The organism is Rummeliibacillus pycnus (genome assembly GCF_002884495.1).
GTDB lineage: Bacteria > Bacillota > Bacilli > Bacillales_A > Planococcaceae > Rummeliibacillus > Rummeliibacillus pycnus.
This window is the reverse complement of the sequence record NZ_KZ614145.1, coordinates 2,738,404-2,754,022: the sequence shown is the minus strand read 5'-3', so window position 1 is coordinate 2,754,022 and position 15,619 is coordinate 2,738,404. Positions and strand designations below refer to the sequence as shown.

Here is a 15,619-nt window from a genome sequence, read left to right as displayed (position 1 = left end):
ATAATAACTGGAAAGGGGACAATATGAAGAAGTTATATTTTATAGTTGCGTTGATCGTATTGCTTGCTAATAATTTTTTAATACCACTTGCTACATATGCCGCGAATACAAATGATCAATTGTTTACTTTAGGTGAAGCGAAAGTAAGTCAAATAGATGAATCATCAGTAAAAGTACAATATAATTGGAATTTTACAGCTGGTGATAAGGAATCAGATACAATATATGATTTTCAATTACCTGAAAATATTACAGTTGAACAATCACAAACAAATTCTTTGAAAATTAACGAAACAACAATAGGTTCATACACTGTTTCAGGCAATCAGATAAAGGTGTCTATTTCTCCTCACCAAACAGTAAGTGGAACAGGTACGATAGAGATCCATGCAAAAAAAGAAAATAATGTTATATCTACTGATAGTGCAGAAAAAGATAAACTATCAGCCCAAGAGGAACAAACAAAACCTGTAACAGATCAACAAATAGAATCAGAAATAAAAAAATTAGGAGATTTAACAGGTAATACTGAAGAACAACCTCAAGCGATTACAAATCAAGATTCTGAGCAAATTGACAATCCGAAAATACAAAATACGGATATCAATGAAAATATTTTAACAAGTGCAAAATTAACTTTTACAAATTCACAAGGAAGCACTATTGATAAGGTGGATCGTGAATCAATCATTGCTGTAGATTATACGTACGCCCTTCCGAATGGTCATAAGTATACAGATGGGGCTACATTTAAATTCCACCTACCAAAGGAATTAGAAGTATACGAAACTGTGGATCACCAGCCACTTAAATTTGATAATGAAACGATTGGGGAATTCTCAGTAGCTATGGATGGTGAGGTTACTGTAGTTTTTAATAACTTCATTGAATCTAATTCTAATATCAAAGGTACACTCCAAGTTTTATCTAAACTTAGTGAGAAAGTAGTAATTACTGATGATAAAAAGGTGACTGTAATACCAATTGAAGGACAAGCATCTATAGATATTCCGATTAACTATATTTCGAATGGTTCTGCTATAGATAAAAGTGGCATTCCTAATAAGAACTACAATGCAAATTCAATCGATTGGACAGTTGATGTCAATAAAAATCTGAATGATATCAAAAATGCAGTACTAAGTGATCCGATTCAAGATGGTCAGGTATTACAAGAGGGTTCTATCAAAGTATATAAATTAGTTACACATCTTGATGGAAGCGTAGAACAAGGTGAAGAAGTACACGGATTGGGAATTGGAAAAACAACTGAAAGTAAGGATTTCCAACTAAATCTAGGAGATATTCATTCAGCTTATCGAGTAGTGTACACAACCAATATTACAGATCAAGATAAAACTCAATATGTCAATACAGCCACACTATCTGGTGATGATATGAATAATCAGTCTGCAAGTGCAACTGTAAATGTTGGTCGTGGGACGGCATTATCAAAAAGTTACACAAATTATGATGGCTCAAAACAAACTATTAATTGGGAAATTAAATACAATTACAATGAAAAAACAATCCCTGCAGACAATGCAATCTTAAAAGACTACTTTAATAATTCACAAGAGCTTGTAGATCATTCAGTTAAAGTATATAAAGTTACTATTAATGATAATGGAAGTGAAGGAAGTTTAATCCCTGTTACATCTGGTTTTACAATAACGAAGGATTCACAAAATGGGAAAAATGGATTTGAGCTAAAATTCGACAATGATATAGATAATGCATATAAGGTTGTCTATCAAACAAAAGCAATTGATCGTGTCTTTGATGGAGAGAATATTATTAATAACGTAACAAATGGTGATGGTAAACAGGCGACTGGTACTAAATATATCAATCAACAAATATTGACGAAACAATTTGCAGGTGCAAATTATAAAGATAAGACTGCAAGTTGGAAAATTACTTTTAATAATGATAGTCATTCAATGAAAAATGTTAAATTGAATGATACCTTTACGAATAAGGGATTAACAATCCTTCTAGATACATTAGTGATTAAAACTGGTGCAACAACGCTTCAATTAGATACGGATTATACAGTTACATCAGATAGCGATGGTTTTAAAATTGAATTTAAGAATGACATGGCTACTCCGTATACCATTGAGTATAAAACTACATTTAACTATGAAGAGCGTGATGATAAAACTAAAAAATCGCTAGATAATAAAGCGCTTCTTACATGGATAGACGAAAACGGTAATGGGAAGTCGAAAGAGACAACTGCCACTTTCACGCCGGATAACTATACGCAATCCAATGGTTTTAAAAATGGTTCATACAATGCCGTAAATAAAGAAATCACATGGAATATTGGGGTTAACTATAATCTTAAAACACTTTCAAATGCTTCAGTAGAAGATTATATAGTAGATGGTCAAAAGCTTGATCCAGATTCAATAGTTGTTACTAAGATGACGTTAACCGGTGGAGCAAACGGTGTTGCAAGAGTGGATAAGGAATTAGTTGAAGGTGAAGATTATACTATAGAAAAAATTGGACCAAATGAAGCCGGAAATTCAGGTTTTAAAGTAATATTCAAAAATGAAATAAATGACCCCTATCAAATTTCGTATAAAACGAGCTTAAAAGATTTACTTATAAAAGATAAATATAACAACACAGCTACGGTTTATAATAATGGAGAAAAAGTAACCAATCTCTCAGCAACTGTATCCATAAATCATGGCGGAGAATATACAACAAAATCAGGTGAGCAAAAAGGTAAGATTATAAATTGGAAAGTTAATCTTAACTTTGGACAATCCTCAATTTCTGATGTTGTATTAACGGATAAACCAAGCGAAAACCAATCCATTTTGGAGGATTCTTTCCATTTATATGACACGACCGTTGATCAAAATGGAAATGTTACGAAGGGAAAAGAGCTTAAAGAAGGAGAAGACTATACGATTACCAAGACATTTGGTGATGAGTCATTTGAACTTAAGTTTACAAACGCTATTAATGCACCATATATACTAGAATATCAATCACTTATATTAGATAAAGTAGGAGCAAGAATTAATAATGATATCAAACTAACAGGTAAACAAATAACAACAGAGAATACTCAATCTTCGTCTTCTATTACCGTTAAACAAACTACAGGAATGGGAACAGGTGAGGGTAAAGTAGGTAGCCTAACAGTTAAAAAGGTAGCAGCAGATGATGCAACAAAATTTTTACAAGGTGCTGTATTTTCATTAATTGATGAGGAAACTAATACCGTAATTAAAACATCAACTACTGATGTTAATGGGATTATACTGTTTGATAAACTTCTTTTTGGAAACTACTTATTAAAAGAACTACTTGCTCCAGATGGGTATGCAATAGATATTAAGGATCCTCAAAAAGTAGAGATAAATGATGAAAATAAATTAACCATTAAAAATTCAAAAGTCATACGAGCTGTGGAGCTTACAAAAGTAGACTCAGATAATGATAAAAACCCATTAAAAGATGCTGAATTTGAATTGCAGCAAAAAGACTCTGATGGGAATTATAAAGTAATTGAAGGAAATTCCAAATTCTCAACTGATGAAAACGGTAAAATCTTTGTGAATAATCTTACACCAGGTGACTATCAATTTGTTGAGACAAAAGCTCCTGAACATTACTTGTTAGATCAAAAACCTGTTTCATTTACGATTGAAAAAGATCAAATAGCAACAAAAGAAGTAAAAAAGACAAATGAAAGAGGTAAAGGCAGTCTTTCTATTATTAAAGTAGATGGTCAGGATTCATCACAGGTTTTAGAAGGTGCAAAATTTGAACTTTATAATAGTCAAAATAACTTAATGGATACGAAGGAAACTGATAATAAAGGTAAAATTACCTTCACAGATTTACCTTATGATCAATACACATTAAAAGAAATAAAAGCACCAAATGGTTATGCAATCGATAAAGAAGATGGCAATATCTCAGTAGATTTAGATCAAGAGCACAAAGAAGTGCAGGTTAAAAACAATAAAATTATTCGTGCATTTAAATTGAAAAAAGTAGATGCTAATAATACCAATCTTGGATTAAAAGGTGCCGAATTTAAATTAATGTATCAAAAATCAGGTACGGATGGTTATCAAGTTGTTGTTGGGAAGGAACAACTAGTAACAAATGATAATGGAGAAATCTATGTAGAAAATCTAGAAGAAGGTAATTATCAACTAATAGAAACAAAAGCACCAACAGGTTATTATTTGGACAGCAAGCCAGTTGAATTTACGATTGATAGAGAACAGATTAATATTATAGATTTATCAAAGTCTAACGTACGTATACCTTATATTCCAGGTCCAGGAGAACCGAGTAAGCCAGGAGAACCAAGTAAGCCAAGTAAGCCAAGTAAACCAAATAACTCTAAAAATCCAACCAATCCAAATAACCATGAAGATGATAATAATCAAAAAACAAATCATTCTGGTAAAAAAGGTAAAGAAGATCAACCGAATTCTTTAAGTAATTATTCAAAGCCAAACACATCTAAAAATGTGAAAAAAGAAAAAGAATTAAATGAATCAACATCTTCTACCAAAGGAAAATCTCTACCTCAAACAGGTATGGAATCTTTATGGAAATCATTATTTGCAGGCTTTATAGTAATAGTGTTAGGTTTATGGATATTATTTAATAAAAGAAATAAAAAAGCATAACTTTATAAGAAGCTTGGACAAAAGTATTTTAGCTAATGAAAAATCCGAACGATAATGTGAGATTCTATTTAAAATTTCATATTTGTTCGGATTTTTTCTTCATCATCGAATAATCGGATTTTCTCGAAGAAAGATGCTTTATGAAATTAAATTCAATTAAGTTTCAATTATTCGGCTTTGGGAGGGGCTAATTTTGTTTTGTCCCATCCTCTTAGTGTAAAAGCGAAGTTTTAAAACAAATGATAGATTTAGGTATTTGATACTATTTTAGTATTCTGTTTTTATCTATTAGTAAAAAATGTGGGTAATTATACTATTAATATTCATGGTTTTAAATAGCCTATACGTCTAATGAAATATTCTTGTTTTATGTAATTTCTATTACAATTAAAGAAAAAGAAGTGATAGGAATGATACAGATGAGGGAATTAACGAAATTATTACTATCCATTATATTAATAGTCAGCATCGCTCCTATGCAAGGATTTGCAATGGAGAAAGACTCCATACATACACTAAATAAGGAACAACAATTGATCTATAATATTACACTAAAAAGCCTCTCAAATATAGATAGTAGTGCTAAATTTAACCCTGAAAATATTAGCTATAGAGATGTTGGAGATATTGTAAATCGAGTTGTCAAAGAAAATCCAGAGATTTTTTATTATAATGGCGTGACGGTTGTATCGGATGGAACAATTATATTTAAATATAATGATAGCAAAAAAAATATTATTCAAAAGAAAAATAAAATTAATACTGCAGTAAAAAAGGTCATAAATACAGCTATAAAAAAGAAAATGAGTGATTTCGAAAAGGTAAAAGCTCTCCATGATTATCTAGTTTTAAATGTAGAATATGATGATAAAAATTATCTGAACAATACAGTCTCAGATGATTCTTATCAAGTTTATGGAGCACTAATAAATAAAAAATCAGTTTGTGATGGTTATTCAAAAACGATGCAATTATTGCTAAAAAAGGTTGGTATACAATCCTTTTATGTAACAGGAACAGCAAATGGTGAAGACCATTCATGGAATTTAGTAAGATTAAACGGTAAATATTATTATGTAGATACTACATGGGATGATCCCGTGCCAAATAAAAAAGGGGTAGTAAACTATAATTATTTCCTATTAACGAACAAACAATTGGAAAAAGATCATTACTGGTCGCAAAGTACGTATCCAGCTGCTACTAGTGAATATTATAATTATTTTCATACTATGAATAATATGATTGAAAAAAATGGGTACTATTACTATTCAAATACACAAAATGATATTCTTTATAAAATGAAAAAAAACACCAAAAAAATATCAAAAGTAATCAATGATCGGGCTCCATATTTTGCAATAATTGGTCAGTGGATTTATTACAGTAACTACTCAAATGGTGGTTATTTATACAAGGTAAAGCTTACGGGTAAAGGTAAGAAGATAGTGAAAAATTTCCATGTTATAAATTTATATACTCGGAGTAATATACTGTATTATACAATAGTGAATTCGGGGAAAATAGGTCAAATAAAGCTTTAGAGTAAATACGTAATAACAGTAAAAGCAAATCCTAAAAGGGTTTGCTTTTATTTACGGGTTTATTCTTTCCTATTCGTTATGTACTAAATGATAGTTTTATATTCCTACTAATAAAAAGATAAATTAAAAGAAGGAAATGGAAACCTGATAGTAAAGACTATAACTCTTTATTGAAAAGGACAATACAATACAATAGGGATGTGTATTCCACAACTTTTATACAGACTCTAGTATGAAAAAATTATGGGGAGCATAAGTGGGTGAATAATTATTCAGTGAGCGAAACAGCAGGAATCCAAGAAGGGCTTGTTTATGTGAATAAGCATGGAAAGTTATTAGATTCATTTCCAAGAATAGAAAATAAAATGATTCCTAAATTTAAACAATATAGCTGGGATAATTGGAATTCACCAAACTCAGCCTATCGATTAAAAGAATCGTATTATATTTTGCAAAAAAAATATACTTCTACGAATGATTAGCTTAATTAAAGTCTGTGGGAAACAGATGAACTGTACACAATAAAAGAACGGAAATTTATGAAAAGGCCCTAATTATTTAGGGCCTTTTCTATAATTATGTAGTATTTATACATAAAACCTAAAAAGTATGTTTAGAATTTGTTTATTGATAATGGGTTAATATGACTATAAATATTGATAATAAAGGATATCTATTTATCTTTTTTATGTATGATCTTTGATTGATCTAAGATAGAAAGCAATTCCGTATTATATAATGCAAATGTATAGTAGAGGGCTGGGGATTTAATGATTGGAGTGACTATATTATATGCTTGATAACAAGCACATAGAAAATTGGGATTTTCGACAAGAGAGATTGTTGGAAAATATGTCTCGAATACTTTTGACATCGAAAATATTTATCGGTGTTATCATATGGGCTGTCTTATTGAATACCTATGCTGTATTTTTTATGAATTTCCAACCTGTATTTTCTGTAGCGTATCTAACTTTGTATTCTTTATCGGGTGTATTTAATAGTGCATTTTTTTATATTGTTCATACTCGAATGAAAGAATCCAAATGGGCTATGAGAGAAATTGTAAAGTGGGAAAAAATCGTATTAATTTATTTAGTCTTTTCAATTGTTTGGGGAGTAGGAGTCTCTTTAATTGATCAGATAGGATATCAGCATATATTAATGCTCTCAATTTGTTTGTTTCTTTGCGCTGCATTATTTTATACTTCTGCAAAGCAAATGATAATCATTAATTTACTTGCTACTATACTATTTTGCACAGGTCTTGCACTCATTTCGCCTTACAAATCTAATTATTATGCCATATTATATCTGTTCTTTCTTATATTATTTGTATCATTTATCTTGTCCCGTATTGTTTACAATGTATTTGTGAATTTATATTTTACAAAGCAAAAGTGGTGTGAGGAATTAGAAAATAATGCTTTGTTAGCAGAGCAGCTACAATTTGCAAATAGAAAATTAGCGAAACAAGCCCACTATGACGAATTGACCAATGTCTTAAACCGTCATGGTTTTCAAGCGTATATTAATAACCTATTTGAGCACAACGAGAAACAAGGTATTTCCTTTACGACTGCTATAATCGATATTGATTATTTTAAAAATTTTAATGACTATTATGGCCATTTAAATGGCGATGAAGTATTAAAACTAGTAGCCAAAACAGTTGACTTGATAGCAAATAAATATGGCTATATAACGGTCAGATGGGGTGGAGAAGAATTCATAGTTGCGGGAGCTGATATATCAGTAGAACGAGTAGAAAATCTTTGTAAGGAAATTGAAAACGCGGTTTCAAAACTTAGTATATTTCATTCAGAATCAAGTGTTTCTCAAATCATAACAGTCAGTATTGGTGCCTCCACAGGATTTTGTATCAGCTCGAAAGAAATTGAAAATGTGATTAACAATGCAGATCATGCTCTATATGTGGTAAAAGATAGAGGTAGAAATTCATATCTTATTTTGCAATAAGCGCTTATGGATTAGATCCACTTAAATTTATTGGAAGTATAAAAATCATCTATTATTTTCGTGACAAAAGGTATCGAGAACTCCTTTCGATACTTTTTATTTTATTTTTTTTAGTCTGTAAACAGGTGATGTATTTCTATATGTAAAAGTAGGAATTCGAAAACCTTTTATTTAGCATCCAGGAAAGTGTGTCGAGAAGCAATGAGAATTCCTTGGGTTTATTTACAGTTTTGCATTTTCCATGTATAAAACCTTTCAAGGTTGAGAGCCTATAGTTCATGAACTGTATTTTTATTTTACTACTAAAAATAAAGATATAAATTGGTATTTAATCTACATATTTTTTAGTGAGAATAATTCATTTATGATAGAAGTACTTGGTTTTTAATAGGAGGTTTTTAGTAATATTATGCCGATGTTAAATGAGGCTGTTGATTTTATAAAGTTGTACTATACGGAAAATAAATTGCCTAAAGATCAATTAGATAAACGACTTAAAGAAGTTGAAAAGGAGATTATGGAGTATGGACATTATACACATACTTCTGATGAACTTGCTTACGGAGCAAAAGTAGCGTGGCGAAATAGTAACAAATGTATTGGTAGATTGTTTTGGCAATCACTTCAAGTAAAAGATCAACGCGCTATAACAGATGAAGAAATGATTTTCGAGAAGCTTTTAGAACATATCGAGTTCGCCACAAATAATGGGAAGATAAGACCTACAATATCCGTTTTTGAACCGCAAAAAGTCCGAATTTGGAATCATCAACTTATTCGTTATGCAGGCTATGAGCAAGGGGATGGTTCTGTAATAGGGGACTCTGATTCCCTCACATTTACAAGAGAATGCATAAAGTTAGGGTGGCAAGGGAATGGTGGTCAATTTGATGTTTTGCCTTTGGTTATTCAAGTAGAGAATAGAGAGCCTCGTTTCTTTGAGATTCCAAAAGCGTATATTAAAGAAGTTCCTTTACGTCATCCTGAATTCACTTGGTTTACTGATTTACATTTGAAATGGTATGCAGTACCAATGATCTCAAGTATGAAACTTGAGGTAGGAGGTATTACATATGAGGCAGCTCCTTTTAACGGGTGGTATATGGGTACTGAAATTGGGGCTCGTAATTTAGCAGATGAATATCGTTATAACCTTCTACCAGTTGTTGCGGAGAAAATGGGGTTGAACACATCTTCAAATTCAAGTTTATGGAAAGACCGTGCGCTAGTAGAACTTAACACAGCAGTACTTTATTCCTTTAAAGAGGATAGTGTGAGTATTGTCGATCATCATACAGCTGCACAACAATTTAAACGTTTTGAAGCAAATGAAGAAAGTGCAGATCGTAAAGTAACAGGAAATTGGACATGGCTGATACCGCCATTATCACCAGCTACAACACATATCTTTCATAAGCCGTATGATAATACGAAAAAGTCACCTAATTATTCGTATCAAAATATACCTTATTAAAAAAACTCGAGCGACTTCAAATTCGCTCGAGTTTTTTACTTATCAGCCGTTACATAGCGATCTTTTGCTGAAATCCATGATGCAATGAGTAACCCAATAACTGTTAGGGCATATAGAATATTTGCGGCATGCCAACTATTCCATAAATCATGTATGTAGCCGTAAAGAACTGGTCCCGCCGCAGCAAGAAGGTAGCCAATTGATTGAGCAGTACCTGAAAGTTCGGCTGCTTCTAATGCATTACGAGAACGTAAAGAAAAGAACATCATCGCTAGTCCAAATGATGCGCCACCAGCAAGTCCAAGTAATATCATCCAAACTATAGTCAATGCAGTCCAATTCATCAATATTCCGGCAAAGCCAACAATGTAGAATATACCAAACATTGCTACAAGAGAGCGCTGATTTGATCTACGCCCTGCCAAAATAGGAATAAGAAATGTCATAGGTAATTGTGAAAATTGCATGATCGAGAACATCCACCCTGATTGACTAGGGCTCATTCCTTGAGATTCTAACATTGCTGGAATCCAAGCGGCTGTTGTATAGAAAATTAGAGATTGCAATCCCATTGCGAACGTAATCGCCCAAGTTAAAGGGTATTTCCAAATAGGTTTACTTAGCTTCGCATGACTATGATTTTCTTTGATTTCTACTTTTTGCCGTAACTGGGGTAGCCAAATTATAATTGCGATGATAGCAAGAATAATCCAACAACCAAGTGCACCTTTCCAACCAAAAGAAGTGTTGGCAATTGGGTAGCTTATCCCAGCAGCTATACTTGCCATAATATTCATTGCAACAGTGAAAATGGATGTGAGTAAGCCTACTTGTAAGGGGAACTTTAACTTAATAAGAGCTGGTAGTAAAACATTACCAAATGCAATTGCAATCCCAATTAGTGCAGTTCCTAATAATAGAAAGAATGTATTTCCTAGTGAACGGCTGAAAATGCCTACTGTTAAAATAACCATTGCAAAAAGTAATGTTTTTTCAAAACCGTAGATTCTTGAAAATTTCGGCGCGAATGGTGATACAATAGCAAAAGCTAATAACGGAATGGTTGTTATAAATCCTGCTAGAACATTTGAAATGTCCAAACCATCTTTTATATAAGAAATGATGGGGCCTACTGAAGTAAGTGGAGATCGTAATGTGGCAGCAATGAAAATAATACCGAGTACGAGTATCCAAGAATTTCTGTTCCAAGTAATTTTTTTACTTTCTTTTGTTGATTGATGTGAAGTCAATCTCTTAACCTCCTTTGTAATTGATTTTCTTTAGCAACCGTATCATTAATAGATAGTAATTTTCAATATTTAGACACAAAATAATAGATGAAGATAATCAAAACTATATTGTATTAAAATACCAGGTGTTTTTTATCTTGTTATCAGGTATATCTTGTATTATAATGGGGTACATATTAAAACTATATATTGCATGCCTCATCCAATAGATGAGGTAGAGGTCGCGATATTCATAAGTATAATCGACGAGATGAAAAAGCATTATAGACTCGATTAAAAAGGGAATATTGCCGAAGTGTTGGTAAGCTTTTTATTATCAATGCTGGGGCTGTTATCGAAAGGTACAGAACTGTCACGCCTGAAACGACGTGTTGAGCTATCTTTATCAAGGTTGATGGGGAATTCTAGATACCATCTCAAGCATCCTTGTGATGGTTTTTTTAATTTTAAAAGCGGAATGGGTAGAGCTACTATTTATAGTAACATGCTCTTAGTGTTATGATCCGCATCTTGATTGACTTCAACCCGACCTTTCTTGCAATGAAAATCGGAAAGAGGAGACATATGAGTACAAAAAATACAAGCTCTGTAGAGAAACAGAGCTTAAATAGAGGTTTAAAAAGTCGTCATATTACGATGATTTCACTTGGTGGAACAATCGGTACAGGTTTGCTATTAGCAAGTGGTAACTCAGTTGCTGCTGCTGGACCTGGTGGAGCATTACTAGCTTATGGTTTAATAGGTATCATGGTATTTTTCTTGATGACAAGTCTTGGAGAAATGGCTGCATATATGCCAGTTTCTGGTTCATTTAATACGTATGCATCTAAATTTATCGACCCAGCTTTAGGATTTGCGCTAGGTTGGAACTATTGGTATAACTGGGCTATTACCATTGCCGCAGAAATTTCAGCAGTTTCTATCGTTATGAAATATTGGTTCCCGAATACGCCTTCGTTTATCTGGAGTGCAGCGTTTTTAGTTATTATTTTTGTGTTAAACTATTTATCTGTTAATAGTTTCGGAGAAAGCGAATATTGGTTTGCTTTCATTAAAGTCGCTACAGTTATCATCTTCTTAATTGTCAGCTTCTTAATGATATTTGGAATTCTTGGGGGAAAAGCACCAGTTGGATTTACAAACTTCTTTAAAGGAGATGCTCCTTTCCATGGTGGTTTCTTTGCAACATTGGGTATTTTCCTAGCAGCAGGTTTCTCATTCCAAGGAACAGAATTACTAGGCGTTACGGCAGGTGAAACAAAAAATCCTGCTAAGACAATTCCAAAAGCGGTTCATCAAATTTTCTGGCGTATCTTGTTATTCTATATTCTCGCAATTCTAGCAGTTGGATTGTTAATCCCATATACAGATCCTCGTTTAGCAAATAGTGATGATGTAACAGTCAGTCCATTTACATTAGTGTTTGAACATGCTGGCGTTGCATTTGCAGCATCTATTATGAATGCAGTTATTTTAACAGCTATTCTTTCAGCTGGTAACTCTGGTTTATACGCATCATCTCGTACATTATGGCAATTAGCGATGGAAGGTAAAGCACCTAAAATCTTTAAAAAATTGAACAAACGAGGTGTACCAGTAGCTGCACTTGTTGCAACAGTATTAGTAGCTTGTTTATCATTTTTAGCATCATTATTTGGTACAGGTACAGTATATACATGGCTTTTAAATGCTTCAGGTATGTGTGGATTTATTGCATGGCTAGGGATTGCAGCAAGTCATTATCGTTTCCGCAAAGCATTCGTTGCACAAGGTCATGACTTATCTGAATTACCATATCGCTCAAGATTTTTCCCATTTGGTCCAATCTTTGCATTTGTATTATGTATGATTGTCGTACTAGGGCAAAATTATACCGCATTTACTGGAGATCATATTGATTGGTATGGAGTGTTAGTTTCTTATATTGGTGTACCAATTTTCTTAATTTTATGGTTCGGTTACAAGTTAAAAAATAGAACCAAAATTGTTCGTTTAGAGGATGCAGATTTTACATCGAATCCATCAAATCATGATTAAATTTAAAGCTAATCTATTTTAGGCGAGTTGCCTGAATAGATTAGCTTTTTTCTTGGGTTAACTAGAAAACAGTATAAATTCTTCATAAAAGCCTTGTGAATGTTCGTAAAATACTTATATTATTTAATTTGTATTTTAAAATATTCGGGTTTTGTAATTGTCTGAATAGTTTTATATTTTAATGTTTTGTTGAAATTTGTCGATGGCATGCTATAATTGTGACATTCTCAAATCTAAAATAATATATCATTCACTCATATAATAGCGAGAATATGGCTCGCGAGTCTCTACCAGATCACCGTAAATGATCTGACTATGAGAAGCAATAATATAGTAATTAGATTACTCACGTAGTAATCATCATTACTATTTCTTTCGACTATATAGCTCGAAGGACTTTGCTCCACTCATAGATGATTGGATGTACAAGTTCTTCGAGTTTTTATTTTAGGCTTTGTTAGATCACTAACTAAAAACAAGAAGAATATGAAATCAAGAAGGGAGATCCTAAGGTTGAAAGCACTTCAGGACAAAATTGTAAGTGAAGGTAAAGTCTTATCAGAAGACGTTTTAAAAGTAGATTCATTCTTAAATCATCAAATTGATCCAAAGCTTATGCAGGAAATCGGAAAAGAGTTTGCAGATCGATATAAAGATGCAGGTTTAACAAAAATCCTTACGATTGAATCATCAGGAATTGCACCAGCAGTTATGGCGGGTCTTATTTTAGGAATCCCTGTTGTCTTTGCTCGTAAACGTAAATCTGTAACGCTAACAGATAACTTCTATTCTGCAGATGTTTATTCATTTACGAAGAAAGTATCCAATACTATTTCTGTATCAAAAGATTATTTAAATAATGATGATGTTGTTTTAATCATCGATGATTTCTTAGCAAACGGAGAAGCTGCCAAGGGGTTACTTGATATTGTAAAACAATCAGGTGCTACTACAAGTGGTATCGGTATTGTGATTGAAAAAGGTTTCCAACCTGGTGGCCAATTATTACGCGAACAAGGTTACCGCGTAGATTCTCTCGCTATTGTTTCTTCATTAGAAAACGGAAAAGTACAATTTGCTTAGGAGGCAACTAATCAGATGAACAAGGCAAAACTGGCGACACTTGGAATTCAGCATTTACTAGCGATGTATGCAGGCGCAATTTTAGTGCCATTAATCATTGGTGGAGCATTAAAATTTAATTCCACTCAGTTAACGTATTTGGTATCTATTGATATTATGATGTGCGGTATTGCTACATTATTACAAGTTGCTCGTGGAAAAGTATTCGGTATCGGATTACCACTAGTTCTTGGATGTACATTTACAGCAGTAACACCGATTATTGGGATTGGTACAAGATTTGGTTTAGGTGCTATTTATGGTGCGGTCATCGCATCAGGTATAATTGTAGTTCTTATTTCAGGCTTTTTCGGTAAACTCGTAAAATTCTTCCCTCCAATTGTTACAGGTAGTGTAGTAACTGTTATCGGGATTACATTAGTTCCAGTTGCCATTAATAATGCTGGTGGTGGACAAGGGGCTCCAGACTTTGGTTCTGAAGCGAATATCTCACTTGCTTTTGGTACATTAATCGCTATTATCTTGTTATACCGTTTTACGAAAGGTTTTGTTCGTTCTATTGCTATTCTAATTGGTTTAGTATTAGGAACAGTTGCTGCAGCATTTATGGGAAAGGTTGATTTCACACCAGTTAAAGAAGCTGCATGGGGTCAATTGGTAACACCATTTTACTTTGCAACACCAGAATTTCACGTTGTGCCAATTGTTACAATGACATTGGTTGCACTTGTATCACTAGTAGAATCAACTGGTTCGTATTTTGCATTAAGTGATATGACGAAGACACCAATAAACGATAAAGCACTTGCGCGTGGTTATCGATCAGAAGGTTTGGCTTCAATTATTGGTGGTATTTTCAACTCATTCCCTTACACTGCATTTTCTCAAAACGTTGGTCTAATGCAACTTACTGGTGTAAAAAATCGTGCAGTTATCTTTATTACAGGACTTCTTCTTGTAATGCTTGGTTTTTTACCTAAAGTTGCTGCACTTACAACGATTATTCCAACTGCTGTTCTGGGTGGCGCAATGATTGCTATGTTCGGTATGGTTGTTTCTCAAGGTATTAAAATGCTGGGTAGCGCTATTCATGAATCTGAAGGCAACGCCATGATTATTGCTTGTTCAATTGGTATGGGTCTAGGTGTTACAGTTGTTCCTGATATCTTCAAAGTGTTACCTGAAAGTGTTCGCATCTTAACAAGTAACGGTATTGTTGCAGGAAGTGTTACAGCAATCGTTTTAAATATTATCTTCAATATGATTCCATGGAGAAGAGATAAACAAGTTGAAATGGAACCTGTACAAGTAAATGAAGAAGTGAAAGAATCAACTGCTAAATTCACTGAAAAACATGCTTAAAAAGTAATAATTTGAAACCTCATCCGTGTAGGGTGAGGTTTTTTTATTTATTCAATATGACAGTAATAAGGAGCAAACCATAAGTGCTATGAATTTTAAATTGAATATAGAGTTCGCATTGTATCGTAAATTTGTATACAATCTAACTCTTTCTGTGAGTAACTGATTATATTTTTCGATTATATTAAAAATAAAAAATAGTTTGATAATTTA

The 15,619-nt window shown here is 32.8% G+C and carries 9 protein-coding genes and 2 riboswitches; of the genes, 8 read left to right on the top strand and 1 reads right to left on the bottom strand.

Annotated features, from left to right (window positions below; translation table 11 throughout):
- Window positions 1-23 precede the first annotated feature (23 nt).
- The 5 genes from CEF14_RS13355 to CEF14_RS13335 all read left to right on the top strand — a co-directional run bounded on the left by CEF14_RS13355 (window position 24) and on the right by CEF14_RS13335 (window position 9,674).
- Window positions 24-4,676, top strand: a complete 4,653-nt coding sequence (locus tag CEF14_RS13355) for an LPXTG cell wall anchor domain-containing protein (protein ID WP_102693302.1) — start codon at window positions 24-26, stop codon at window positions 4,674-4,676.
- A 362-nt stretch (window positions 4,677-5,038) separates the two neighbouring features.
- Entirely contained in the window at window positions 5,039-6,220 is a 1,182-nt protein-coding gene (locus CEF14_RS13350) for a transglutaminase domain-containing protein (RefSeq protein WP_170061516.1), read from the top strand.
- Window positions 6,221-6,480: 260 nt separating this feature from the next.
- The gene (locus CEF14_RS13345; protein WP_102693300.1) at window positions 6,481-6,702 is read left to right on the top strand and encodes a hypothetical protein; all 222 of its coding nucleotides are present in this window, start codon (window positions 6,481-6,483) and stop codon (window positions 6,700-6,702) included.
- 385 nt (window positions 6,703-7,087) lie between these two features.
- On the top strand, window positions 7,088-8,200 hold the full coding sequence (locus tag CEF14_RS13340) for a GGDEF domain-containing protein (protein ID WP_170061515.1): 1,113 nt from the start codon (window positions 7,088-7,090) through the stop codon (window positions 8,198-8,200).
- A 409-nt stretch (window positions 8,201-8,609) separates the two neighbouring features.
- The gene (locus tag CEF14_RS13335) at window positions 8,610-9,674 is read left to right on the top strand and encodes a nitric oxide synthase oxygenase (RefSeq protein ID WP_102693298.1); all 1,065 of its coding nucleotides are present in this window, start codon (window positions 8,610-8,612) and stop codon (window positions 9,672-9,674) included.
- 35 nt (window positions 9,675-9,709) lie between these two features.
- Here the strand turns inward: CEF14_RS13335 and CEF14_RS13330 are convergent, their stop codons facing one another.
- Window positions 9,710-10,924: a CynX/NimT family MFS transporter gene (locus CEF14_RS13330; protein WP_102693297.1), complete on the bottom strand. Its 1,215-nt coding sequence runs from the start codon at window positions 10,922-10,924 to the stop codon at window positions 9,710-9,712.
- Window positions 10,925-11,131: 207 nt separating this feature from the next.
- Window positions 11,132-11,311: riboswitch (Lysine riboswitch) on the top strand.
- Window positions 11,312-11,488: 177 nt separating this feature from the next.
- On the opposite strand from CEF14_RS13330, the gene CEF14_RS13325 reads away from it, so the two are divergent.
- The 3 genes from CEF14_RS13325 to CEF14_RS13315 all read left to right on the top strand — a co-directional run bounded on the left by CEF14_RS13325 (window position 11,489) and on the right by CEF14_RS13315 (window position 15,406).
- The gene (locus tag CEF14_RS13325; protein ID WP_245890168.1) at window positions 11,489-12,961 is read left to right on the top strand and encodes an amino acid permease; all 1,473 of its coding nucleotides are present in this window, start codon (window positions 11,489-11,491) and stop codon (window positions 12,959-12,961) included.
- Between the two features lie 234 nt (window positions 12,962-13,195).
- Window positions 13,196-13,297, top strand: a riboswitch (purine riboswitch).
- Between the two features lie 150 nt (window positions 13,298-13,447).
- On the top strand, window positions 13,448-14,044 hold the full coding sequence (locus tag CEF14_RS13320) for a xanthine phosphoribosyltransferase (RefSeq protein WP_407690455.1): 597 nt from the start codon (window positions 13,448-13,450) through the stop codon (window positions 14,042-14,044).
- Window positions 14,045-14,059: 15 nt separating this feature from the next.
- On the top strand, window positions 14,060-15,406 hold the full coding sequence (locus CEF14_RS13315; protein WP_102693295.1) for a nucleobase:cation symporter-2 family protein: 1,347 nt from the start codon (window positions 14,060-14,062) through the stop codon (window positions 15,404-15,406).
- The last annotated feature ends 213 nt before the right edge of the window (window positions 15,407-15,619 follow it).